The organism is Mycobacterium sp. HM-7, assembly GCF_053852335.1.
This window is the reverse complement of sequence record NZ_CM132657.1, coordinates 3,822,180-3,845,335: the sequence shown is the minus strand read 5'-3', so window position 1 is coordinate 3,845,335 and position 23,156 is coordinate 3,822,180. Positions and strand designations below refer to the sequence as shown.

General features: G+C 66.2%; 22 protein-coding genes. 13 read left to right on the top strand and 9 right to left on the bottom strand.

All coding sequences use genetic code 11. The annotated features are described in order from the left end of the window. Positions 1 to 2 precede the first annotated feature (2 nt). Complete coding sequence (locus ACWW1C_RS18530) at positions 3 to 800, bottom strand: enoyl-CoA hydratase/isomerase family protein (RefSeq protein WP_455979747.1); 798 nt, start codon at positions 798 to 800, stop codon at positions 3 to 5. Between the two features lie 81 nt (positions 801 to 881). Here ACWW1C_RS18530 and ACWW1C_RS18525 point away from each other — a divergent pair, with 81 nt between their 5' ends. The 3 genes from ACWW1C_RS18525 (at position 882) to ACWW1C_RS18515 (ending at position 3,635) form a co-directional block, all read left to right on the top strand. Further along, on the top strand, positions 882 to 1,535 hold the full coding sequence (locus ACWW1C_RS18525; RefSeq protein WP_455979746.1) for a hypothetical protein: 654 nt from the start codon (positions 882 to 884) through the stop codon (positions 1,533 to 1,535). Continuing rightward, positions 1,535 to 2,398 (top strand): enoyl-CoA hydratase/isomerase family protein, encoded by an 864-nt coding sequence (locus ACWW1C_RS18520; RefSeq protein ID WP_455979745.1) that lies wholly within the window; start codon positions 1,535 to 1,537, stop codon positions 2,396 to 2,398. The genes ACWW1C_RS18525 and ACWW1C_RS18520 overlap by 1 nt, the downstream gene beginning before the upstream one ends. 61 nt (positions 2,399 to 2,459) lie before the next feature. Then, complete coding sequence (locus ACWW1C_RS18515; RefSeq protein ID WP_455979744.1) at positions 2,460 to 3,635, top strand: thiolase family protein; 1,176 nt, start codon at positions 2,460 to 2,462, stop codon at positions 3,633 to 3,635. 6 nt (positions 3,636 to 3,641) lie between these two features. Here the strand turns inward: ACWW1C_RS18515 and ACWW1C_RS18510 are convergent, their stop codons facing one another. Beyond that, entirely contained in the window at positions 3,642 to 4,397 is a 756-nt protein-coding gene (locus ACWW1C_RS18510; RefSeq protein ID WP_455984349.1) for a TetR/AcrR family transcriptional regulator C-terminal domain-containing protein, read from the bottom strand. A gap of 113 nt (positions 4,398 to 4,510) precedes the next feature. On the opposite strand from ACWW1C_RS18510, the gene ACWW1C_RS18505 reads away from it, so the two are divergent. From ACWW1C_RS18505 to ACWW1C_RS18465, 9 genes are all read left to right on the top strand, one after another. After that, entirely contained in the window at positions 4,511 to 5,272 is a 762-nt protein-coding gene (locus ACWW1C_RS18505) for a crotonase/enoyl-CoA hydratase family protein (RefSeq protein WP_455979743.1), read from the top strand. A gap of 6 nt (positions 5,273 to 5,278) precedes the next feature. Next, positions 5,279 to 6,076: an SDR family NAD(P)-dependent oxidoreductase gene (locus tag ACWW1C_RS18500; RefSeq protein WP_455979742.1), complete on the top strand. Its 798-nt coding sequence runs from the start codon at positions 5,279 to 5,281 to the stop codon at positions 6,074 to 6,076. Positions 6,077 to 6,150: 74 nt separating this feature from the next. After that, positions 6,151 to 6,990, top strand: coding sequence for an enoyl-CoA hydratase (locus ACWW1C_RS18495; RefSeq protein WP_455979741.1), 840 nt, complete (start codon positions 6,151 to 6,153; stop codon positions 6,988 to 6,990). After that, positions 6,990 to 8,234, top strand: coding sequence for an amidohydrolase family protein (locus ACWW1C_RS18490; protein ID WP_455979740.1), 1,245 nt, complete (start codon positions 6,990 to 6,992; stop codon positions 8,232 to 8,234). The genes ACWW1C_RS18495 and ACWW1C_RS18490 overlap by 1 nt, the downstream gene beginning before the upstream one ends. Before the next feature lie 11 nt (positions 8,235 to 8,245). Beyond that, positions 8,246 to 9,862 carry an acyl-CoA synthetase gene (locus ACWW1C_RS18485; protein WP_455979739.1) on the top strand — a complete coding sequence of 539 codons (1,617 nt, stop codon included), beginning with the start codon at positions 8,246 to 8,248 and terminating at the stop codon, positions 9,860 to 9,862. Beyond that, on the top strand, positions 9,859 to 10,689 hold the full coding sequence (locus ACWW1C_RS18480; protein WP_455979738.1) for an amidohydrolase family protein: 831 nt from the start codon (positions 9,859 to 9,861) through the stop codon (positions 10,687 to 10,689). The genes ACWW1C_RS18485 and ACWW1C_RS18480 overlap by 4 nt, the downstream gene beginning before the upstream one ends. Positions 10,690 to 10,693: 4 nt before the next feature. Next, a complete protein-coding gene (locus ACWW1C_RS18475) occupies positions 10,694 to 11,764 on the top strand; it encodes an acyl-CoA dehydrogenase family protein (RefSeq protein ID WP_455979737.1) in 1,071 nt (356 codons plus the stop codon). A 1-nt stretch (position 11,765) separates the two neighbouring features. Then, complete coding sequence (locus tag ACWW1C_RS18470) at positions 11,766 to 12,959, top strand: acyl-CoA dehydrogenase family protein (protein WP_455979736.1); 1,194 nt, start codon at positions 11,766 to 11,768, stop codon at positions 12,957 to 12,959. Positions 12,960 to 12,972: 13 nt separating this feature from the next. Beyond that, on the top strand, positions 12,973 to 14,112 hold the full coding sequence (locus tag ACWW1C_RS18465) for an NAD-dependent epimerase/dehydratase family protein (protein WP_455984348.1): 1,140 nt from the start codon (positions 12,973 to 12,975) through the stop codon (positions 14,110 to 14,112). Here the strand turns inward: ACWW1C_RS18465 and ACWW1C_RS18460 are convergent. Genes ACWW1C_RS18460 through ACWW1C_RS18440 form a run of 5 tightly spaced genes read right to left on the bottom strand, consistent with a single transcriptional unit; the run spans position 14,089 to position 19,678 of the window. Beyond that, the gene (locus ACWW1C_RS18460; RefSeq protein ID WP_455979735.1) at positions 14,089 to 15,327 is read right to left on the bottom strand and encodes an amidohydrolase family protein; all 1,239 of its coding nucleotides are present in this window, start codon (positions 15,325 to 15,327) and stop codon (positions 14,089 to 14,091) included. The two genes, ACWW1C_RS18465 and ACWW1C_RS18460, sit on opposite strands and share 24 nt — an antisense overlap. Further along, positions 15,324 to 16,088 (bottom strand): SDR family oxidoreductase, encoded by a 765-nt coding sequence (locus ACWW1C_RS18455; RefSeq protein ID WP_455979734.1) that lies wholly within the window; start codon positions 16,086 to 16,088, stop codon positions 15,324 to 15,326. Before ACWW1C_RS18455 ends, ACWW1C_RS18460 begins: the two co-directional genes overlap by 4 nt. Before the next feature lie 5 nt (positions 16,089 to 16,093). After that, positions 16,094 to 17,242, bottom strand: a complete 1,149-nt coding sequence (locus ACWW1C_RS18450; RefSeq protein ID WP_455979733.1) for a thiolase family protein — start codon at positions 17,240 to 17,242, stop codon at positions 16,094 to 16,096. Beyond that, on the bottom strand, positions 17,239 to 18,465 hold the full coding sequence (locus ACWW1C_RS18445) for a CaiB/BaiF CoA transferase family protein (protein ID WP_455979732.1): 1,227 nt from the start codon (positions 18,463 to 18,465) through the stop codon (positions 17,239 to 17,241). Before ACWW1C_RS18445 ends, ACWW1C_RS18450 begins: the two co-directional genes overlap by 4 nt. 4 nt (positions 18,466 to 18,469) lie before the next feature. Next, the gene (locus ACWW1C_RS18440; protein WP_455979731.1) at positions 18,470 to 19,678 is read right to left on the bottom strand and encodes a cytochrome P450; all 1,209 of its coding nucleotides are present in this window, start codon (positions 19,676 to 19,678) and stop codon (positions 18,470 to 18,472) included. Positions 19,679 to 19,773: 95 nt separating this feature from the next. On the opposite strand from ACWW1C_RS18440, the gene ACWW1C_RS18435 reads away from it, so the two are divergent. Continuing rightward, positions 19,774 to 21,252: an aldehyde dehydrogenase family protein gene (locus tag ACWW1C_RS18435; RefSeq protein WP_455979730.1), complete on the top strand. Its 1,479-nt coding sequence runs from the start codon at positions 19,774 to 19,776 to the stop codon at positions 21,250 to 21,252. Here the strand turns inward: ACWW1C_RS18435 and ACWW1C_RS18430 are convergent. Together ACWW1C_RS18430 and ACWW1C_RS18425 are read right to left on the bottom strand one after the other, a co-directional pair. Next, positions 21,234 to 22,226 (bottom strand): aromatic ring-hydroxylating oxygenase subunit alpha, encoded by a 993-nt coding sequence (locus tag ACWW1C_RS18430; protein ID WP_455979729.1) that lies wholly within the window; start codon positions 22,224 to 22,226, stop codon positions 21,234 to 21,236. The two genes, ACWW1C_RS18435 and ACWW1C_RS18430, sit on opposite strands and share 19 nt — an antisense overlap. Next, on the bottom strand, positions 22,223 to 23,140 hold the full coding sequence (locus ACWW1C_RS18425; protein ID WP_455979728.1) for a TIGR03619 family F420-dependent LLM class oxidoreductase: 918 nt from the start codon (positions 23,138 to 23,140) through the stop codon (positions 22,223 to 22,225). The genes ACWW1C_RS18430 and ACWW1C_RS18425 overlap by 4 nt, the downstream gene beginning before the upstream one ends. Between the last annotated feature and the right edge of the window lie 16 nt (positions 23,141 to 23,156).

The window sequence follows — 23,156 nt, the reverse complement described above, 5'->3', positions numbered from 1 at the left end:
GGTTACCGTCCGCCGAACTGAGGCGGCCGGTGCTCGCGGAACGCAGCCATGCCCTCCTTGAAATCAGCGGTGCGACAGGACAGTTCCACGTGGTACAGCTCCTGGTTCAGTGCCTGCGACAGCGTCGCGTGCTGGGCTTGATGGATGGCTTGCTTGGCCAGACCGATGGCCACGGTCGGGCCCGCGGCCAACCGGTCCACGAGGGTGGCAGCGGTATCGTCGAGGTCGTCGGGGGGGACCGCGCGGTGGATCAGGCCCCAGGTCGCCGCTTCGGTCGCACCGACCTTCTCGCCGAGCAGCAGCATCTCCCTGGCGCGGGCCAGCCCGATCAGGCGCGGCAACAGCCAGGTGGCACCGGAGTCCGGGGTGAAGCCGCGCGCGGCGAACGGTTCCCAGAACGTCGCGTCGTCGGCGGCGACGGTGAAGTCGGCCGCCAGCGCCAGGTTGCAGCCGAGTCCGACGGCCCAGCCCCGGACGCTGCACACCACCGGAAGGTGAATGGTCGCAACAAGTTCGATGAGGCGGTGCGCGGTGTGAGGAATGCGCCGCAGCAGCTGGCCTGCCCGTGGTCGCGTCCCCGCTTCGTTGGTCGCGACCCAGTCCGCGCCGCTGCAGAAATCCGGGCCCACCGCGCCGATGTGCACAGCGCGCAAGGAGTCGTCGCTCGCCGCCTCGGTGAGTACGGTGACCAACCGGTCGATCATCGAGTGGCTCAACGCGTTTCGACGCGCCGGCCGGTCGAGAATGAGGCTCAGGACGGGGCCGTTGCGATGCACGGTGATCGAACCGTCATCGCTCACCGTCGGAGTCCTCTCTCATGCCGTACCGTTATGCCAACAGTATGTACTACGATTGCATTCGGCAAGCGGGAAAAGAGGCATATGTCGACGGTCCGGTACGGCGAACGCCCGCTCGCTCAGACGGTCGCGGCAGCCGGGGCGATGCGGCGCCTGGCCGGCCTGCTGCTGGCGCTGGAGCGGGACCATCCGGTGGTGGACGACATGCTCGCCCGATTCGCGGAATGGGAGGGTGTGCTGGCCGCGGCGGGCCCGGCGGATCCGACGCCCCGCATCGGTGCGGACGCTGGCGATGCCCAGCGCATCTACCTGGACCACGCCTTCGACATCGGCGCCTACAATCCGTGCTTCCCTGAATACGCCTTCGACCACCTGGACGCGGAAACGGCGAGCGGCCGCGTGACCTTCCCTCTGGTGTACGAAGGACCGCCGGGTCTGGTCAACGGCGGGTTTCTGGCGGTGTTCTTCGACTGTGTCACGCAACATCAGAGCTGTGCCGTGCAACGGACCGGCAAGACTCGGGCGCTGACGCTGACCTTCCGGCGGCCGACACCCATCCTCACCGAATTGCGCTTCGACATCGTGCGCGCGGAGTCCGACGGCACGGTCGTCTCGACGGCGCGATTGGTTCGTGACGGGGAGGTGCTCTGCACCGGTGAGTTCAGCACGGTGGCCTCGCGGCCGGCTCAGCTCAGCGGCTTCCAATTCAGCAAGCGGCGCAACGGATTCGAGGAATGATGGCAGACGACCGCGTTCTCTTCTCGCTGGCTGACGACCATCGCGTCGCCACCATCACCCTCAATGACCCCGCCAAGCGCAACTCCTACGACGCTGCCATGCGCGATCAGTTGGCCCGGTACCTCGATCAGGCCGCAGAAGACGACGACATCACCGTCGTCCTGCTGCGTGGAAACGGGGGAGTCTTCAGTACCGGGGCGGATATGAACAACGCCTACGGCTGGTATGGCCGGGGTGAGGAGAAGGCCGAGCGCCGGCCGAGCCAACGCCGGCGACTCACGGTGGACCGCAAGTCATTCGGCTTCTATCACAATCTCATGGGGTTTCCGAAGGTCACGGTCGGCGAGATCAGTGGATACGCGCTCGGCGGCGGCTTCGAGATGGCGTTGATGACCGACATCTCGGTCATCGCCCGCGACACCCGGATCGGGATGCCCGCGACGCGGTTCCTGGGGCCGGCACTGGGCAGCCTGCACATGTTCTTCCACCGCCTCGGCCCGGTGCTGGCGCGCCGGCTCCTGTTGACCGGCGACATCGTCGAGGCGGGAGCGGTCGAACATCTTGGGATCTTCACCGAGACCTGTGCGCCGGATGCGGTTACCGCGCGAGCCCGGTACTGGGCCGCCAAGGCCGCGAAGATGCCTGCCGACGGCGTCGTCATCGCCAAGGAGGCGTTCCGTCTCGTCGAGCAGAGTCAGGCCTACCAGGGTGAGGAAGTCGCGAGCTACCTGTTCCACGCCTATGGGACGAATCTGCAGTTCGCGCCCGGTGAGTTCAACTTCGTCAAGACGCGCGCCGAATACGGCACCAAGGAGGCATTCCGGCTACGCGACGAGCACTTCCAGGTCGATGAGCCCGGCTGACCGGTCTCGTATACTGTGAAGTCAACAGTAACTGTTACAACCCGAGAAGCCGAGGTCGAGCATGCCCACACCCGTCATCGTCGGTGCCGTCCGGACAGCCATCGGCCGGTCCTTCAAGGGGACCCTGGTCAACACCCCGCCCGAGACACTGATCACCACGGTGCTGCCCGAGGTCGTGCGCCGCGCCGGCGTCGACCCCGGTGTGATCGACGACCTCATCTTCGCCGAATCTCACTACGGCGGTGGCGATCTCGCACGGTACGCGGCTGACGCGACCGGCCTGCAGCACGTGCCCGGACAGTCGGTGAACCGGCACTGTGCGGGCAGCCTGACCGCGATCGGCAATGCGTCCGCTCAGATCGGCTCGGGTATGGAGCGCGTGCTGATCGCCGGTGGCGTGCAGTCACTGTCGATGACGCCGCTGGTGAATTGGCGCATCCCGGGGCCGGAGCTGAAGTTCGAGGAACGGTGGATGCCGCCGACGCACGTCGAGACCGCGGATGCGCCGGCAAAAGACATGTCGATCACGGTCGGCTGGAACACAGCGCAGGCCATGGGCATCACCCGCGAAGAGATGGACGCCTGGGCCGCGCGCTCGCATCAACGGGCCGTCGCCGCGATCGACGCCGGCAAGTTCCTCGACGAGATCGTGCCGCTGAAGGTGCAGCTGCCCGACGGTTCCGTGGTCGACTTCAGCGTCGACGAGTTTCCCCGTCGCGACACCACCGCCGAGAAGCTCGCTCAGTTGAAGCCGCTGCACCCGGAGATCGAGGGCTTCTCGATCACTGCCGGCAACAGCAGTGGCACGAATGATGCCTGCGCGGCGGTGGCGATCGTCGATGCCGCGTACGCCGAGGCCGAGAACCTGACGAAGATGGCGACGGTGCGCGCGTGGGCAGCCGCTGGCGTCGCGCCGCGGGACACCGGCCTCGGTGCGGTGCGGGCCATCGGAAAGGTGTTGCAGCGGGCAGGATTGCAACCTTCTGATGTCGCGCTGTGGGAGATCAACGAGGCGTTCGCCTCGGTGCCGATCGCTGCCTGCAAGGAATTCGGTCTCGACGAGGAGTTGGTCAACTTCTCCGGAAGTGGTTGCAGCCTGGGCCATCCCATCGCGGCCTCGGGTGCCCGCATGGTGACGACGCTGGTCTACGAACTGCGGCGCCGTGGCGGTGGCATCGGTGTGGCCGCGATGTGTGCCGGCGGTGGCCAGGGCGGCGCGGTCGTTGTCGAGGTCTGACCTGAACTAGGAGCGCGGCGCCTTGCGTGCGCGGGGCGCCGGCTTCTTGTCTGCCTCGATCAGGCGTTCGGCCTGGTCGAGGATGCACTCGAGGCCGAAGTCGAAATTGTTCTCGTCCGCGGTGCCGAGGTGGTGGCCCTGCTGAACGGCGCGGGCGAGCAGAGGCGTGGTCTCGGCATCGATCGTCATGGCGTCCTGGATGTCGCCCGCCCCTTCGCCGTCGGCCTGCTTCTTGTCCCGGAGCCGTTGCAGCACAGCTGATCCACGGACGTGCACTGACACCGCCGAATAGATGTCGAAGGCGTGCTCGGGCGACAGGCCGGCTTCCACCAAGCTCGCGATCGCCTTCTCCACTGCCTGCACGCCCAGTCGGGCGGCGCGCGGGCTCAGTGCGGAGCGGATGAGGATCAGGTCGCACAGGATCGGGTTGCCCACGAATGTCTCACGCATCGTGCGCGCGTGATTGCGGAGCGTCGAACGCCAATCTTTGGCCTCGACATACGGCGTGGCGAACACGTACTCGCGCAGGGCGCGGTCCGTCATGGCGTTGAGTAGGTCGTCCTTCTTGCGGAAGTACCAGTAGATGCTCGTGACACCGACGCCGAGGTGTTTACCCAGCAGCGGCATGCTGAGGTTGTCGATCGAAATCTGTTCTGCGAGTTCGAATGCACCGTTGATGATGTCATCGGGGTTGATCGAACCCCGTTCACGCCGCTGGCGCTTTTCGGCGGTTGCCACCTTTGCCACTGTGGGCACCTCCATCACGATCGATGCTGCGCAACTGTTGAATCTACCGTGTGCTGCTCTCTCGACTGGCACGTCTGTCTACTGTAAGACATATAGTAAGTGTTTCTGTGGGCTATGGAGGGCAAGCGGTGGCAGACGAAGTTCTCGTTGAGCGGCGGGGCCGCATTCTCGTCATCACGATCAACCGACCGGATTCACGTAACGCGGTGAACCACGCGGTGAGTCAGGGGCTTGCCGACGCGATCGACGAACTCGACTCCGACCCGGGTCTGTCGGTCGCGGTGATCACCGGAGCGGGTGGAAACTTCTGCGCGGGAATGGATCTGAAGGCGTTCGTGGCCGGTGAGCGGGTCGACATCCCCGGTCGCGGGATCGGTTTCACCGAACGGCCGCCGCGCAAGCCGCTGATCTCAGCTGTCGAGGGCTACGCCCTGGCGGGCGGAACCGAGGTCGTACTCGCCACTGACCTCGTAGTCGCTTCGCGCACTGCGAAGTTCGGTATTCCTGAGGTGAAGCGCGGTCTGATCGCCGCCGGCGGCGGGCTGTTGCGACTGCCGCGGCGCATCCCGTTCCAGAAGGCGCTCGAGCTGGCGCTCACCGGGGACAGCTTCACGGCCGAACAGGCGGAGGCGTGGGGTTTCGTCAACGTGCTGGCCGAGCCTGGGGAAGCGCTGGCCGAGGCGATCAAGCTCGCGGAACGGATCACCGCCAACGGGCCGCTGGCCGTCGCGGCGACCAAAGAGGTGCTGGTGAAGGGTGCCAACTGGACCGACGACGAAATGTGGTCCAAGCAGCTCGAACTGATCATTCCGGTCGTCACGTCCAATGATGCCAAAGAGGGGTCCATCGCGTTCGCCGAGAAGCGCGCCCCCAATTGGACGGGCACGTAACGCCTCATGGACCTGGGCGTTCGCGATGCTTCCGCGGTGATCGTCGGCGGCGGTCGCGGCATGGGGCTGGCCACGGCCCGCTGCCTGGCCGACGACGGCGCGCGCGTCGCGGTGGTCGGCCGTACCCGGGAGGCACTGGACGCGGCTGCGGCGGACCTCGCGCGTCGCGGCAGTCCGGACGCGATCGGACTGGTCGCCGACATGTGCGACCCCACCCAGGTCGGCGATCTCTTCACGGAGTTGAGCCTGCGGTGGGGCGGCGAGCTCAACATGCTCGTCAACGCCGCCGGACCGACAGTGGTGGGCAGCTTCGAAGATCTGTCCGACGACCGGTGGCGTGCCGCCGTCGACGACGGCGCCATGGGCATGGTGCGATGCGTGCGCGCGGCACTTCCGTTGCTGCGCAAGGCGTCGTGGGCCCGCATCGTCAACTTCTCGGCGCATTCGACTCAGCGCCAGAGCGTCATCCTGCCCGCCTACACCGCGGCGAAGGCGATGGTGGCCAGCATCTCGAAGAACCTGTCGTTGTCGCTGGCGCCCGACGAAATCCTGGTCAACGTCGTCTCGCCCGGAAGCATCGCCTCCGAGGCACTCGTCGGCTGGGCTCAATCGGTCGGCGTCGACGGTGCCGATCCCTACGCGCTCATGGCGGCCGTCGGCGAGCACTTCGGGCATCCCGCGCACCTGCCCCGCGCTGGCATGCCGGACGAAATAGGCGCTGTCGCTGCGTTTTTGGTATCTCGACGCAATTCCTACATGACCGGCGCGAACATCAACGTCGACGGCGGCAGCGACTTCATCTGAGCGGTATCGGCGAGATACTGATAGGTGTACAGTATGGCCATACAAATGGCGGAGTAACCGAGGAGGCCCAGCCGGTGACGGTTCCTGACCGCGTGACGGCCGACGTTCCGAGTGCGGTGGTGCTCTACGAGGTCCGCGAGACCGGCGTTGCGGTGGTGACCCTCAACCGGCCCGAGCGGATGAACGCCTGGGGGGACGGTCTCGCCGCCGCCTTCTACGCTGCTCTCGACGCCGCGGAGGCTGACTCTGTGGTGCGGGTGATCGTGCTGACCGGCAGCGGGCGCGCGTTCTGTGCCGGCGCCGACATGGGCGACCTGTCGTCGATCAGCGGTGCCACCCTCAACGGTGACACGAATGTCGACGAGCTGGTGGGGGAGCGTCACCCGCTTTTCGTCACCACGTTGCGCAAGCCCGTCATCGCCGCCATCAACGGAGCCTGCGCCGGCATCGGGATGACGCAGGCGTTGATGTGCGACGTCCGCTTCGCCGCCCGAAGTGCCAAGTTCACCACCGCATTCGCCCGCCGGGGGCTGATCGCCGAGTACGGCATCTCCTGGATCCTGCCGCGACTGATCGGCGTCAGTGCCGCGCTGGATCTGCTCTTGAGCGGCCGGAAGGTGGGCGCCGAAGAAGCGGTCGCACTCGGGTTCGTGAAAGAGGTTGTCGCCGACGCTGATCTGTTGTCGCATGCGATCGCCTACGCCGAAGACATTGCCGCGCACTGCTCGCCGAGCTCGCTGGCGGTGATCAAACAGCAGGTCTATTCGGATCTCGTGCGCGACGTCGTGAGCGCCAGCAGCCGCGCGGAGACGCTCATGCACGAGTCATTGCAGCGCCCGGACGTCATCGAAGGCATCACCAGCTTCTTCGAGAAGCGCCCACCGCAATTTCCGCCGTTGAAGGGGCAGTGCTGATGGATTTGGAGCGAGAAGCGAAGCGGATCGCGCGTCCGACTCTGGACTACCAGGCAATCGACGTCGACAACCACTACTACGAACCCGTGGATTCCTGCACCCGGTATCTGCCCAAGGAGTTCAAGCGGCGCGGCGTCCAGATGGTCCAGGACGGGAAGCGAACCTTGGCCGTGATGGGCGAGAAGGTCAATCACTTCATACCGAATCCCACCTTCGACCCGATCATCGAACCGGGATGTCTGGACCTGTTGTTCCGCGGTGAGATTCCCGACGGCGTCGACCCGGCGTCGCTGATGAGGGTCGACCGGATGGCGGACCATCCCGAGTACCAGAATCGCGATGCCCGGGTCCAGGTGCTCGACCGGCAGAACCTCGAAACCGTTTTCATGCTGCCCACTTTCGCGTGCGGCGTCGAGGAGGCGCTCAAAGGCGACATCGAGGCGACGATGGCGACGGTGCACGCGTTCAATCTCTGGCTCGACGAAGACTGGGGCTTCAACCGGCCCGACGGCCGGATCATCTCGGCACCGATCATCTCGCTCGCCGACCCGGACGCGGCGGTCGCGGAGGTCGAGTACGTGCTCGGTCGCGGCGCCAAACTCGTGTTGGTGCGTCCGGCTCCGGTGCCGGGGGTGGCCAAACCTCGGTCACTGGGTGACCCCCTGCACGACCCCGTGTGGGCGCGGCTCGCCGAAGCCGGCGTACCCGTCGGCTTCCACCTGAGCGACAGCGGCTACCTCGCGATCGCCGCCCTGTGGGGCGGTAAGGCGACGTTTGAGGGGTTCGGCAAGAAGGACCCGCTGGACCAGATTCTGCTCGACGACCGGGCCATCCACGATGCGATGGCGTCGATGATCGTCCACCAGGTCTTCACCCGGCACCCGACGCTGAAGGTGGCCAGCATCGAAAACGGTTCGTACTTCGTCTACCGCCTGATCAAGCGGTTGAAGAAGGCGGCCAACAATGCGCCGTACCACTTCGAGGAGGACCCGGTCGAGCAGCTGCGCAACAACGTCTGGATCGCGCCCTACTACGAGGACGACGTCAAGCTGCTCGCCGAGACCATCGGCGTGGACAGGATTCTGTTCGGCTCCGACTGGCCGCATGGTGAGGGACTCGCCGACCCGATGTCGTTCACCGCCGACATTCCGCAGTTTCCCGAGTTCAGCGCCGAGGATACCCGGAAAGTGATGCGCGACAACGCCTTGAACCTCCTCGGCGTCAGCGTGGAGGCGGCGGCGTAGCCGTCTTTCCGATGAGCGAATGGACTCTCGGCGCCGTGCTCGACGCCATCGCCGATGTGGTACCGGACCGGCTGATGACGGTGTGCGGTGACCGCCGCAGCACGTATGCGCAGGTATCGGACCGCACGCGGCGGCTGTCGAACTTCTTGGCCGGCAGGGGCTTTGGCGTGCACCGGGAGCGGGAGAGCCTGCAGCGCTGGGAGTGCGGTCAGGATCGGGTCGCGCTGATCATGCACAACGATATGTACCCCGACATGCTCATCGGCTGTCTGAAAGCGCGAGTCGTTCCGGTGAACGTCAATCACCAGTACACGCCGGGAGAAGTCCGTGAACTGCTCGACTATCTGAAGCCGCGCGGGGTCATCTACCACCGATCGCTGGGCGCCAAGTTCGCCGACATCCTCGCGGTTGTCGGCGCCGATCTACTGATCTCGGTCGACGACGGCAGCACGTCGCCCGAACTTCCCGGTGCCGTCACGCTGAATGACGCACTCTCCCAGGGAGATGCCGACGCCGGCATCCAATCGCGCGCCGACGACGTACTGATGATCTGCACCGGCGGCACCACCGGGCGGCCGAAGGGGGTGATGTGGCGACAGGGTGACACCTACGTCGTGTCGATGAACGGCGGCGACCATACGTCTGTCGCGGAAATCCACGAGAAGGTGCGCCACTGTGGCCGGCCCTGGTTCGCGGTGTCGCCGCTGATGCACGCCGCCGGCCTGTGGACCACGCTCGCCGCGGTACTCAGTGGCCAGACGGTGGTGCTCTACGACAACCGGGCCGCGTTCGATGCCCGCACCGTTCTGGAGGCCGCCGAGCGCGAAGAGGTGGGCTTGATGACGATGGTCGGCGATGCCTACGTGGGGCCGTTGGTCGGGGAGCTCCGCCGGCGCCCTTACGATCTGTCGTCGCTGTCGGTGGTCGCGAGCGGTGGCGCGGCAACGAATCCGAAACACCAACGGGCGCTGCTGGAACTGCTGCCCGGGATCACCATGGTCAATGGGTACGGATCGTCGGAGACCGGGAACGTCGGATTCGGCCGCAGCCGGCGCGACGATCCCAAGGACACCTTCGAACTGCGGGCCGGGGCGTCGGTGGTGTCGGCCGACCTGCGCCGCTTCCTCGAGCCCGGCGATGCGGAGATCGGCTGGGTGGCCCGCGAGGGGCGTATCCCCCTCGGGTACTTTCGCGATCCCGATGCCACCCGCGCCACCTTCCCCGAGGTCGACGGTCGCCGCGTGGTGATCTCCGGTGACCGCGGTCGACTCGCCGCCGATGGCACTCTCGAGCTCTTCGGCCGGGACTCGTTGGTGGTCAACACCGGTGGGGAGAAGGTGTTCGTCGAAGAAGTCGAAGAGGTGCTGCGGGCGCAACCGGGTGTCGTCGACGCAGTGGTGGTCGGCAGGCCCAGTGAGCGGTGGGGTGAGGAGGTCGTCGCACTCGTCGCCGTTCAGGACCACGTCGAGGTGACGCCGCAGGCCTTGCAGGCGTCGTGCTCGGAGCGTCTGGCGGGATTCAAGATCCCCAAGGCGTTCCTCTTCGTCGAACAGGTACACCGGCTGGGCAATGGCAAGGCCGACTACCGCTGGGCCAGAAGGGTTGCCGACGGGCGGGTGTTGACATGACACGAGCTATCGACTGCCTGGTGAACGTGCACTTCGGGGAGACCGAACGGCAGCCCTCCTGGATGGTCAAGGTGCGCGACGACTACTTCAAGGGCCCCGAATCCATGTTCGCGCCCGTCGAGCTCTCCCAGCTCCTCGACGAGATGGACGCTCAGGGAGTAGCCAAGGCCATCCTGATGGACAACCTGGCCACGCCGTCGGTGACCGCACGCAAATTCGTCGAAGCCCAGCCTGATCGGTTCGCGCTGGCGCTGGGTGGGGTGAACCTGCTGCGTCCGATGCCGTCGCTGCGTGAACTGGCCGCCGCTGCGGCGAACCTGCCGGTCGCGTATGCGGTAGTCGGACCGAGCTTTTGGGGCGATGGACAGTACCCGCCCAGCGACGCCGTGTATTACCCGCTCTATACCAAATGCGCCGAGCTCGAGTTGCCGCTGTGCGTCAACACCGGGCTCCCCGGGCCGCCGATCCCTGGCGAGGTGCAGAACCCCATCCACCTGGACCGGGTATGTGTGCGCTTCCCCGAACTGAAGTTGTGCATGATTCACGGTGCGGATCCATGGTGGGACATCGCAATTCGACTGCTCATCAAATATGAGAACCTGCGCCTGATGACGTCGGCGTGGTCGCCGAAGCGGTTGCCGGACAGCCTGCTGCACTACATGCGCACCCGCGGTCGCGACAAGGTGATCTACGCATCGGACTGGCCGGTGCTGAAGATGAGTCGCGTCATCCCCGAGGCGCGGGCGCTCGACCTGCCGCCGGACGTGCTGGAGCGCTATCTCCACGACAACGCGAATGACTTCTTCTTCGGAAACCGGGAGGGCTGAAGCCGTGGACCGTCACGAGTTGCGCAGGCTGGACTACAGCCTGTCGCCGGATCACCAGGCGTTGCAGGGGGCGTATCGCGAGTTTTTCGCGGCTCATTGCCCCATCGGGGTGGTGCGCTCCGCCGAGGAGTCGGGATTCGATAAAAGTCTGTGGGAACGGCTGTGCGCCATGGGCGCAACGACAATGGCCGTGCCCGAATCTGCCGGCGGCGACGGCGCGACGCTGGTCGACCTGACGCTGGTGGCAGAGGAGATCGGGCGCGTGGTGGCGCCGGTACCGTGGATCGACCATGTCTGCGCCGCGCGTCTGCTCGGCCGGCTCGGCGCGCTGGACGCCGACATCGTCAGCGGACGGCAGCTCGTCTCATTCGACCCGGGCCAGGAGAACAGGCCCGGCGCCAAGCTGATTCCGAGTGGTTCGATCGCCGACCATGTTCTGGTGCGTGACGGTGAGCAGATCGTGCGGCTGACCTACGGCATCCGGCCCGAGAAGGTCGAGAACATCGGCCGGCTGCCGATGGCCTGGGTCGACCCCGAGGCCGCCGACACCAGAGCTGTCGTGGCGCGCGGCGCCACCGCTTGTGCGGAATACCAACGGGCACTAGATGAATGGCGACTGCTGACCGCCGCCGCGCTCGCCGGACTGGTCGAGGCGACCATGACCATCGCGGCGGAGTTCGCCAAGACCCGCTTCACCCTGGGAGTTCCGATCGCGTCGTTGCAGGCGATTTCGCATCCACTGGCCAACATCGCGATCATCGTCCAGAGTGGCCGGAACCTCGCACGCCGCGCCGCGTGGTTCCTCGACAACGAACCCGACGCCAGAGCAGAGTTGGCGCCGGCTGCCTTCGTGTTCATGGCTGATGAAGCTCCTCGCGCCGCGACCATGGCTGTGCATGTGCAGGGTGGACTGGGGGTATCCGATGAAGCTGCCGCCACCGCCTATCTGGTGCGGGCGCGCGGGTGGGCGCTGGCCGCAGGCGATCCCGGCGCCAGTGCCAAGCGCATCGGTGAGATTCTCGCCGCGCGGGAAGGGCGCTGGGGCGAGCGCAGCGACGGGAAAGGGCGGAACTGACATGGATTTCTCGACGGTGGAATTGTCCGACGAAGACCGGACGTTCCGCGACGATGTCCGAAAGCTGTTGCGCACCATCGTCACCGACGAGGTGATCCGGCGTGACCGGGAAACCGGCGACAACTTCGACGAGGGAGTCCACCTGGCGTTGGGCGCCGCCGGGTACCTCGAGGCCGAATGGAAGTCGGAAGCCGAAGGCGGTTTCACCCCGGTGCGTCGCCGAATCTGGCAGCTGGAGAAGCGCCGCTACCACGTGCCCTGGGTGACCTGGGGGACGACGGCCATGGTGGCGCGTTCCGTGGCTACGTTCGGCTCGCCCGAACTGCGTGACGAGGTGCTGCCCGGCGTCTTCAACGGTCAGGTCCGGCTGTGTCTGGGATACACCGAACCCGAGGGCGGCTCCGACGTGGCGACGTGCAAGACGCGTGCGGTGCGCGACGGTTCCGGGTGGATCATCAACGGGTCCAAGATGTTCACCACCGGCGCGCACAACTGCCGCTATGTCTTCCTCATCACCAACACCGACCCCGATGCACCGAAACACAAGAGCCTGACCATGTTCCTGGTGCCGCTGGACACTCCGGGCATCGAGATCCAGGGCATCCGGACCGTCGACGGCGACCGCACCAACATCGTGTACTACAGCGACGTGCGCGTCGACGACCGCTACCGGCTCGGTGAGGTGAACGGCGGCTGGACGGTGCTGCGGGAACCGCTCAACACCGAACACGGCGCCGTCGCAACCGATCCCGATGGCCTGCAGGACGTGTCGATCATGATGCACCAGGCCGGGTTCATGGCCACCGCCGTCGACAAAGCCGCCGCACGGACCGCGGCGGAGGGTGCCGACGGGCGTCGGCTCATCGATGACGCGTCGGTGGCATACCGCCTGGGCCGCAGCGCCGCTCGCATGGAGGCGGCGTTGAGTGCCCCGAGCATCTTCGGCCGCGTCGCACTCGCGCAGGCGATGCGCGACATCTCCCCGGACCTCATGGACATCCTCGGTGCGGCGTCGGCATTGCCCGTCGGCACCGAGGGCGCGGCCGACGACGGAGCGGCCGAATACGTGTACCGGTTCGCACCGCTGGTCGGCATCTACGGCGGCACCCTCGAGGTGTTCCGCAACATGATCGCCCAGCACGTTCTCGGGCTCGGAAAACCGGCGTACGCACCCCTGGGTGCACAGAAAGGATGAAGTGACAGAACAGATTGCCAGTGACCGAACGGCGCACGTTGTATTGATCACCGGAGCCTTCGGGCAAGTCGGAAAGCGCTGCGCCGACATTCTGCTCGGGCGAGGACGAACCGTCATCGCGATGGACCTGCAGAACGACAAGACCACCGCCGTCGCCGACGAGCTCGCGGCCCGATCCCACGCCGGAACCCTCGTCGTCGCGTACGCCGATCTGCTCGACGCCGACGCGATCGCCGAATGCGTGAGCCGGCATCGGCCCGCGGCCATCGTGCACCTGGCGGCGATGCTGGCCCCTGCGTCCTACCGAAACCCCGTGCTGGCGCGCAAGATCAATGTCGAGGGCACCCACAACCTGGTGGCCGCGGCGCGTGCCCTTCCCGAACCGCCACTGTTCGTCGACGCGTCGAGCGCGTCGGTCTATGGCTCACGCAATCGGCACACGCATCCCGAACGCATCACCGCGGAGACTCCGGTGAACCCGATTGATCAGTACGGCGAAGACAAGGTGCTCGCCGAAGAGGTGGTACGGGCCAGCGGATTGCCATATGCACTGCTGCGGCTGGGCGGGGTGATCTCGACCGACGTTTCGATGAACTTCAACACCGACTACCTGGTGCTGATGCGCGCGACACCGCGGGACAACCAACTGCATACCGTCGACGCCCGTGACGTGGCACTCGCGTTCGCCAACGCCGTCGACCGTCGCGATGCGGTCAACGGCAAGATGCTGCTGATCGGCGGCGACGACACGCATCTGCATTCTTTCCGCGACGTCGAGGACGACATCATGCAGGCGGTCGGCCTCGGGCGGCTCGGCCCCTCGGCGAGTCTGCCCGGCGACCCCGATGACGACCGGGGCTGGGGCTTCACCGGTTTCTTCGATACGAGCGAAGCGCAGGCGTTACTGGAGTTCCAGGAGCATTCGTGGTCCGAGACGCTGGCCTGGGTGGCGGACTCCCTGGGACGGCTCCGCCCGGTGCTGCGGTTGCTCGGACCGTTGATACGTCCGGTGCTGCGGACCGTCCTCGCCGTCCAGCGCAAGGTCGAGCACCGCGGACGGTATGCCGACCCGTGGTCGCTGATCGAGAAGAACTACGGCCCGGGGGCTTTGGCGACCGGTCAGGCCAGATCAGGGGCGGGTGATCTCCGCTAGCTTCGGCGGCTGCGTTGCGGCGGGATCAGGGTTGGCGATGGGTAGCCCCATGAACCGGCGTGCGTTGTCGCCCATGAAGTCGTAGGTGCGGCGCTCATCCATGCCCTCGGCATAACGCCAGAAGCCTTTCGGTTCGGCAAGGCCTTCGGGATGGGGGTAGTCCGACCCGAACATCACCCGGTCCCAGCCGACGGTGTTCACGACGTCGGCCACGCAGCCCTCCCAGAAGGGGCTCACCCAGATGTTGCGCCGGAAAACGTCGTGCGGATGTTCTGGAAAGTTCTGCGGCATCTTCTTGTACAGGTCCGCGAAATCGTGGAACAACGGGTAGATCCACGCGCTGCCGTTCTCGACGCTGGCGATGCGCAGTTTCGGGAACCGGGTCAGGGTGCCGTGGCAGATCAGGCTGGTGATCATGTCCGCGATCTCGCGGTGGCCCAGGACCATCCAGCGGAAGGCGCTCTGCGCCATGAAGCTCTGGGTGTGCGGCGGCTCCCACTGGTTGACGTACGCGTCCAGCGGCGGGTAGCTCGCGTGCAGCACCACCGGCAGACCGGCGGCCTCCAGGTCGCGCCAGAACGGGTCGAACTCGGGGAGTGCGGGGGAGCGCCAGCCGCGAATACCGTTGACCGGACCCGGTTTGATGAGCGCGACGCGGACGCCGCCCGTCAGCAGATATTCGAGTTCGCGTTGCGCGCCGTCCACCTCGGACAGGTTGATGATCGGTGTGGAATAGACCCGGTCCTCGTAGTTGTAGGTCCAGTGCTCGAGCATCCATTGGTTCAGCGCGTGGATCACCGCCAGCGACAGTTCGGGATCGTCGGCGGTGGCGTGTTCGATGAGGCTGGCCAGCGTCGGGTAGTTCAAGGCCTCGACCACGCCCTGCCGATCGAGTTCCTGGACGCGGTCGGCGGGATTGCGGGTGGCCTCGGGTGCTTCGATTGCGGCGCCCTGCAATTCGCGCAGCGTGAGGCCCTCCGTGTTCTCGCCGGCGAAGAATTTCTCGTGGGCCCCGGGTGCGGCGACGCGCTCGAAGGTCGGGTTGGGGATGAAGTCGTTGACCCGCCCGTTGATCACGATGCGGGTCTGCTTCCCGAACTTCGCGAATTGCACGGCCCGTGAGTATTTTTCGGGCAGGTACTTGGTCAGCGCCTCGGCCGTTTCGTACATGTGCTGGTCGGCGTCGAAGATCGGCGACGCGGTGAAGCGCGTCATGGCAGCGTTGCCGTCCCCTTGGACGCACCGCGGGCGATCACCTTCGGCATCGACGTCGACGAACTGGTGCTCAGGATTGTCTGCACCACGTTGACCAGATCTTCGACCGGCATCAACTTTCCGGGCAGACAGCCGCCGGACATCCACAGCGGCACCGCCTTCGCGGCCAGTTCCATGTCCCAGCCGGCGTTCATCCCGGTCTGGCCGTCGCCCGTGCCGCCACCGCATTCGCCGACGACCAGACAGGTGAAGCCGATGTCGGGATGCTCGGCCCGCCAGGCCTCGACGAGCCGCTCGAGCGCCGCCTTGCTCACGCCGTAGGCGCCGAGCCCGGGCCACGGCGGCCCGAAAGTGCCTGCGTCCGAAGACAGGTACACGGCCTTGCCGCTCGCGGCCGTGAGGTGCGGGATGGCCGCCGTCGTGGCGAGCGACGCGCCGATCACGTTGGTGTCGAAGATGCGCCGCCACACGTCGGCGTCGGTGTCGACGAGTCGCACCACCGGGCCGATCGCGGGGGTGTAGATGAGGTTGTCGATGCCGCCCAGGGCATCGGCGGCGGCGTCGATGGCCGATCGGACGGAAGCTTCGTCGGTGACGTCGCATTCGAGGGCGACCGCCTGGGCGCCAGCCTCTTTCGCGGCGTTCTCCAGTCGCGCCAGCCGCCGCGCCAGTAGCGCGACCTGGGCGCCGCGCTGCGCCAGGCCGACGCCGATACAGCGGCCCAGCCCGCTCGACGCGCCGATCACTACGGTTCTCGACATCATGGTCACCTCGTGAGGATCGTGGCGGCGGCGGTGCCCGGCGCACCGTACAGCTGCGCGAAGCCGACTTTCGGTTCTCCGGGTACCTGGCGGTCCCCGGCCTGTCCGCGTAGCTGGCGGACCAATTCGTGGATCTGCCGCAGCCCCGATGCGCCGATGGGCTCACCGTTGGCGATCAGCCCACCGTCGGTGTTGACCGGCATGCGGCCGCCGATCTCGGTGGCACCGTCGGCGAGGAGCTTCTCCTGGTCGCCGTGCCCGCAGAATCCGCACTCGGCCATGTGGATGACCTCCGCGCCGGCATCGGTGTCCTGCAGCTGGATCACGCCGACGTCTTCCGGCGCGACATCGGCTTTTTCGAAGGCGGCGCGGGCCGCGTACACGGTAGGTGCGACGTCTTCCGCTACCGGCGCGCAGGTGGTGTTCACCTCGTATGCGCCGTAGGTGCGCGTCCGGATTTCGACGGCGCGCAGGTAGACGGGCTTGTCCGTGTAGCGGTGGGCGATCTCGGCGCGACACATCACCACCGCCGCGGCACCCTCGTCGGGTGCGCAGAACATGTATTGCGTGAGTGGGTAGTTCAGCATCGCCGAACCCAGGATGTCGTCCTCTGAAATCGGCTTGCGCCGGAACGCATTCGGATTCAGCGCACCATTGCGAAAGTTCTTGGCCGCCACCCTGGCCAGCGTCTGTTGCGAAATCCCGTGGTCGTGCAGATACCGGTTGGCCTTCATGCCGAAGAACTGGGTGGTCAGATACTGGCCGTTCTCGGCGTACCAGCTCGGCATGCCGACCAGGGCGGGGTCTTCGGTGAAGGCGCCCCGGGGATGCTTGTCCAGTCCGACAGCGATGCCGATCTCGTAGTCGCCCAGCCGGATTCCGTCAGCACAGGCTTTGACCGCGCTGGCCGCGGTCGCGCACGCGTTGAAGACGTTGGTGAACGGAATGCCGCTCAAGCCCACCATGCCGACGATCGCATCGGGATTCGCGACGGTCCAGCTGCCGCCGGTCGCCGCACCGATGTCGCGCCATTCGACGCCGGCGTCGGCGACGGCGGCGAAGATCGCGTCGACGCCCATCTGCATCGCTGACTTGCCCTCGAACCGGCCGAACGGGTGCAAGCCGACACCGATGATCGCGACGTCGTGCCTCACGCGATGGCTCCCGCCTTCTTGAGCGTTTCGATGCGGTCCCAGCCGATCCCGAGTTCGGACAGGACCAGCTCGGTGTGCTCCGAGGCCTGCGGGGCGCGGGTCGTCCGCAACGGCTCGTGGTTGAACTGCACCGGCCCGCGGACCACCCGGAACGGCTGCTCGCCGGCGCCGGCCTCGACTTCGACGATCATGTCGTTGGCGATGGCCTGTTCGTCCGTCGCGAGGTCGAGGAAGCTCTGGAACGGTGCCCATTGACCTTTCATGGTCTTGAGGTGCCGTCGCCAGTATTCGAACGGCTTGCTCCGGATCGACGCACCGATGAGTTCTGCAGCGGCCGAGGCGTTCTCGATGAGCGGCAGGACGTCGTTGAATCGCGGGTCGTCGGCCAGCTCGGGCAGTCCCAGGTGCTCGAAAGCGTCGCGGATGTACCCCGTCGGGCTGACGATGCACAGATTGATCGTTTCGCCGTCCGACGTCAGATAGTTGGCCATGAAGGGGTTCACACTCGGACCCGTGGCGTCCGGCATCAGCGAGCGCATCGTCTCACCCGTCTCCATCCCTTGCGTCATACTCGCGCCGGCTGCCCACCAGGCAGTGCTCAGCAGGGAGACATCGAGCTCGACAGCCTCGCCGGTGCGTTCGCGGTGGAACAACGCCGCCGAGATTCCGCCGGCGATGTTGGCGCCGCCGATCGAGTCACCGAATGCCGGAATGCCTTGTGACAACGCACCACCGAGACCTTCGGGCGTCAGCGAATGACCGACCCCGCTGCGGGTCCAGAACGCGGTGCCGTCGAATCCGCCGACGTCGCGTTCGGGGCCCTTGTCGCCGTAGGCACTGCCGCGGGCGTAGATGATGTTCGGGTTCACGGCGCGGATGTGTTCGATGTCGAACTTGTTCTTCTGCCGTTGCGCAGGAAGGTAGTTGGTCAGGAAGACATCGGCCGTCTTGGCGATCTCGTAGAGGACCTCCTGGCCGCCGGCGGTCGACACGTCGATGCCGACACTGCGCTTGCCGCGGTTGGGGTGCTCGATCAGGGGGTGCCGGTCGGGGTCGAGCTGGAACCCGCCCATATTGATGAAGCCGCGCTGGGTGTCGCCGCGCAGTGGGTGCTCGACCTTGATGACGTCGGCGCCCCAGTCGGCGAGGATCGCGCCGGCGGCCGGCACGAACGTGAACTGCGCGACTTCGAGGACGCGGACGCCCTGCATCACCTTGACCATGTCATCACTCCGCTGCGCTGAACGTGACCGGCAGCGCCGTGGGCGAACGGAACGGGTTGCCGGAGATGTGCGGGTCGCCGGCGGTCACGAGTTCGATGTCGTCAAGGCGGGTGAGCAGGCATTCCAGCGCCACCCGGGTCTCCATCCGGGCCAGGTGCAGGCCCATGCAGGTATGCTCGCCCGCGGCAAAGGAGATGTGCGGCAGGCGTTTCCGGAAGATGTCGAATTCCTCGGAGCGCTCCCACCGGCGTTCGTCGCGGTTCGCCGAGCCGATGCACACGTCGATGACGGCGCCCGCCGGTACCTCGACGCCCTCGAGCTCGGCGTCCTCGGCCGCATACCGCTGCACCGTGGTCAGCGGTGTCTCGAACCGCAGGCCTTCCTCGATGGCATCGGCGATGAGGGCGTGATCATTCTGCACGGCCTGGAACTGATCTCGGTGAGTGAGCAACAGGTACAACAGATTTCCCGACGAGCGGTAGGTGGTCTCGAGCCCCGCGGGCAGCAGGAGACGCAGGAACGAGTAGATGGCTTCATCCGTGAGCTTCTCGCCGTCGATCTCCGCGGTGACGAGGTCGCCGATGATGTCTTCGGTCGGATTGCTGCGCCGCGCGTCGATCTGCTGCAGGAAATAGTCCTTGAGTGCGGCCGATGCCTCGAACGCCCGCTGGTATTTCACCGAGTAGCTGATCAGTTCGACCGCGCGCTGCCGGAACCAGGGGAGGTCTTCTTCGGGCAGCCCCAACAACTTCGAGATGACGCGGGTGGGGAATTCCAGCGTGAAGTCGGCGACCAGGTCAGCGGTGCCGGTTTTGATGAATTCATCGACGAGCTCGTTGACGACGGGCCGCACGATCTCGGGTTCCCACCGCGCCAACGACTTCGACTTGAACGCGGCGGACACCAGATTGCGGTGTTGCCAGTGGGTCTTGCCTTCCATCGCCAGGATGGTGGGCCCGATGAACAGCCCGATGGTGCTGTCGTAGATGTGCGAATTGAAGACGCGGCCGTCCCGGAACACCCGGTTGACGGCGTCGAAAGACACCGCGGCGTACAGGTGCTGGGGTTTGAAAGCCTCGGGTGTGCCGGACCAGTCCATGACGCTGCCCTGAAAGGCACCGCCCTCCTTGCGCTTCTGAGCGAAGAAGACGTACGGGTCACGGAGGAGATCGACACCCTCGTCGACGTCGGCGTCCTGAACGAGACTCACCACCTCAAACTGATGGGCATCCGGCTGCTAATACCGTAAAGCTTACAGTAGGTGTCGTTAGGGCGTGAGGTGGTTTCCTGAAGTGCTACTGTCCGCCCATGGGTGACGGTGGCGAGCCGGAGCAGTTGCGGGCGATTCTGGACCGGCAGCGGCAGGCCTTCCTGTCTGACGGATACCCCGAGGCCGCGCTGCGCCGCAACCGCATCGACCGACTGGTGGCGCTCGTACTGGACAACGCCGATACCTTCGCCGAGGCGATGGCGGCCGACTACGGCACCAGGGCCAGGGCCGGATCGTTGTTCACCGAGGTGCTCGGCATGATGTCCGTGATCGAGCACACCAGATCGCATGTGCCGCAATGGATGCGATCGACCAAGGCGATGCGCGCAGCGCGGGTGCTGGGCCTGCGTGCCGAGGTGGCGCCCTGCCCGTTGGGGGTGGTCGGCGTCATCGGGCCGTGGAACTTCCCGCTCAATCTTGTGGTGCTACCGGCGGTGGCCGCCTTTGCTGCCGGTAATCGGGTGATGATCAAGATGTCGGAGATCACCGCCCAGACCGCGGCGTTGATGATGGCACTCGCCCCGAAGTACTTCGATGAGGCGGAGCTGGCCGTCGTGACCGGCGGACCCGAGGTGGCGGGAGCCTTCTCCGAGCTGCCGTTCGACCATCTGTTCTTCACTGGCTCGCCCGCGGTGGGTGCCAAGGTGGCGGAGGCCGCCGGCCGCAACCTGGTACCCGTGACGCTCGAGCTCGGGGGCAAGAATCCCGTGGTGGTGTCGCGAGCGGCGGACCTCCACCGCGCGGCAGCCCGGATCGCGCAGGGACGGATGATCAATGGGGGACAGGTATGCGTCAGCCCGGATCACGTCTTCGTCCCCGACGAGCGGCTCGGCGAGTTCATCGAGGTGGCGCGAAACACGTTGCGGTCCATGTTCGGATCGATCGTCGGCAACGGTGACTACTGCTCCTCGGTCAATGACGCCAACTTCGACCGGGTGCTGGCACTGATCGACGATGCAAAGGAAAAGGGCGCGGTGGTCGAGGCTGTCGCTCCGCCCGGTGAAGCACTGCCCGACCGGCACACCCGCAAGATCGCTCCGACCATCGTCCGCGATGTCGACGACCGGATGCGCATCAGTGCCGAGGAGATCTTCGGTCCGGTGCTGGTGGTGCGGGCGTACTCGACCGTCAGCGACGTGGTCGACTATCTCAATGGGAAGCCCGCGCCGCTGGTCACGTACTGGTTCGGACCGGATGACGATGAATTCCGGGCCTTCGTGCGTGCCACGCGCAGCGGCGGAGTGGCCCGAAATGACTTTGCGGCCCAGATGATCCCGTCGGCGCTGCCGTTCGGCGGTGTCGGCACCAGTGGCATGGGCGCCTACCACGGCAAGGCTGGTTTCGACACCTTCAGTCATCACCGTTCGGTGGTGGGCACCGACCTGCCGTTCAGCGTCACCGGCCGTGCGGCGCCGCCCTTCACAAAGCCGATGCGGTCGGGCACAGACCTGTCCCTCTGGCTGGTGCACCGGAGAAACCGGCGCCGGCTCAGGCCGGGTCAGGCCGGCGCCTCGTAGAACTGCGTCGCCCATTTACGCATGGCCATATAGGGTTTCGCATCTGCCTTCGACAGCGCCGGGTGCTCGATGTACTCCTGGTGGCGCCAGATGTCGAGGTCTTCCCACACGGTCTGCAGGAAACGTTTCTCGACATGCTCACGCACCTCGTTCGGCGGTACGTCTGATGTGTCATCGGGCCGGCGGGGCCACCAGATCGAATAGAACATGTCCGAATAGCCGTCCTCGACGGGCGTGCAGGCGAAGATCAGCCGGTGGTTGGACGAGCCCTCGAACGCGCTGACCGCGAAGCCGAGACCGGAGAAGTGGCTGTGGATGTAGAGCGCCATCTTGTCCGGATCGTCGCTGCGGGTATCCGGCCAGCCGGTGAGGAATCGCCATTCTTCTTCGACGACCTCCCAGCTGAGGCACACGGGCGTGACGGTGGCGCCGTGCACGTAGTGAAAGTGCGCGCTGTCCGGTCCGTTCTCGGCGACGATCTGGGGGTGCACAGGCTCGTGTTCGGCGCGACGCGAAAACTCCGGGTACGGACGGTAATACGCGTCGCGGTCGGTGGGGAACTGGGGGAATTTGCCGAACAGGTCAGGCAGATCCCATTGCGGCTCTCTGCCGTCGGGCTGATACCAGGCGAACACGCAGCCGTACTGTTCACGGACCGGAAATACCCGGAGCCGCAGCGCCTTGTTGGGCCGGTCCGGCTGGTACGGGATGTAGCGATTGGTACCGTCGGGGCCCCACCGCCACCCGTGGAAGGGACACTCCACGCAGTCACCGACGACCTTGCCGCCGTGGCCGATGTGGGCCCCGAGGTGCCGGCAATGCGCCGAAAGCAGATGCAGTGCACCCGATTCGTCGCGATATGCGACCAGATCTTCGCCGAAATACCGCAGCGGCCGGACCTCTCCCACGGCGAACTCCGGCGACCAGCCGATCATGAACCAGCCGGTGACCTTCCAGGTGAACGGGACTCTCACGTTGCCTCCGCAATGACGGATTCGCCGAACTCCTTGATGTAGTCGACCGCAGCGCCGACGCTCGATCCGTCGACGTGGACGACGGCCCAGGTGGCGCCGTAGCCGGCCAGTTCGTCGAGCAGGTCGCGCGTGCGCCGTACCGAGAACTCGTCGTCGAGATCGACCTCGGGGCACAGGATCTGGACGTCCAGGTCGTTCGGGTCGCGCCCGGCGGCCTCGAGCCCGACGCGCAACTGCTCCACCGCGGCGCCGAACTGGCGCGCGTCGCAGATGGCGACGGTGCGCATGCTCGCCGCGTATTCCGGGGGTGAGATCACCGGCATCCAGCCGGACCCGTACTCGACGACTCGGCGCATCGCGGCGCGACCGTTGCCGCCGATCCAGAGCGGCGGGTGTGGCCGTTGCGCGGGGCGTTGGAGCCAGAGTTCATCGACAGCAGCGAAATTCGTGCCCGACACCGGAATCTCGGGGTCCATCCAGATCGACCACAGCGCGGCGAGGGCATCGTCGAGCAGCTCGGCGCGGCGATCGAAATCGACCCCTAGGGCGGCGAATTCGGACCGCAGGTATCCGGCGCCGACACCGGCGATGAGCCGGCCGCCCGACACCAGGTCCAGGGAAGTGAGCGCCTTGGCGGACAGATACGGATTGCGAAACGGCAGCACGAACAAGTTGGTCAACAGCCGGATCGTCGACGTCACACCCGCCATGAACCCGAGCGCCGCGATCGGATCGAGGGTGTCGTGCCCACCGCGGCGGCGCCATTTGGCCGAGGGCGCCGGGTGTTCGCTGAGTGCCACAGCGGAGAACCACGACGCCTCGGCTTGCCGGCATACCTGCCGGATGGCTTCGGGGTGCAGAAAATCATCTGTGGCCGTGGGTGATTCGAGGGGATATTCGAGGGTGTACTTCACTGCTGCCAGCTCCTGG

Excerpts from the sequence above, each read along its gene's own strand:
- ACWW1C_RS18525 (WP_455979746.1), top strand. The coding sequence starts at position 882 with ATGTCGACGGTCCGGTACGGCGAACGCCCGCTCGCTCAGACGGTCGCG.
- ACWW1C_RS18520 (WP_455979745.1), top strand. The coding sequence starts at position 1,535 with ATGGCAGACGACCGCGTTCTCTTCTCGCTGGCTGACGACCATCGCGTC.
- ACWW1C_RS18515 (WP_455979744.1), top strand. The coding sequence starts at position 2,460 with ATGCCCACACCCGTCATCGTCGGTGCCGTCCGGACAGCCATCGGCCGG.
- ACWW1C_RS18510 (WP_455984349.1), bottom strand. The coding sequence starts at position 4,397 with ATGGAGGTGCCCACAGTGGCAAAGGTGGCAACCGCCGAAAAGCGCCAG.
- ACWW1C_RS18500 (WP_455979742.1), top strand. The coding sequence starts at position 5,279 with ATGGACCTGGGCGTTCGCGATGCTTCCGCGGTGATCGTCGGCGGCGGT.
- ACWW1C_RS18490 (WP_455979740.1), top strand. The coding sequence starts at position 6,990 with ATGGATTTGGAGCGAGAAGCGAAGCGGATCGCGCGTCCGACTCTGGAC.
- ACWW1C_RS18485 (WP_455979739.1), top strand. The coding sequence starts at position 8,246 with ATGAGCGAATGGACTCTCGGCGCCGTGCTCGACGCCATCGCCGATGTG.
- ACWW1C_RS18480 (WP_455979738.1), top strand. The coding sequence starts at position 9,859 with ATGACACGAGCTATCGACTGCCTGGTGAACGTGCACTTCGGGGAGACC.
- ACWW1C_RS18470 (WP_455979736.1), top strand. The coding sequence starts at position 11,766 with ATGGATTTCTCGACGGTGGAATTGTCCGACGAAGACCGGACGTTCCGC.
- ACWW1C_RS18460 (WP_455979735.1), bottom strand. The coding sequence starts at position 15,327 with ATGACGCGCTTCACCGCGTCGCCGATCTTCGACGCCGACCAGCACATG.
- ACWW1C_RS18455 (WP_455979734.1), bottom strand. The coding sequence starts at position 16,088 with ATGTCGAGAACCGTAGTGATCGGCGCGTCGAGCGGGCTGGGCCGCTGT.
- ACWW1C_RS18445 (WP_455979732.1), bottom strand. The coding sequence starts at position 18,465 with ATGGTCAAGGTGATGCAGGGCGTCCGCGTCCTCGAAGTCGCGCAGTTC.
- ACWW1C_RS18435 (WP_455979730.1), top strand. The coding sequence starts at position 19,774 with ATGGGTGACGGTGGCGAGCCGGAGCAGTTGCGGGCGATTCTGGACCGG.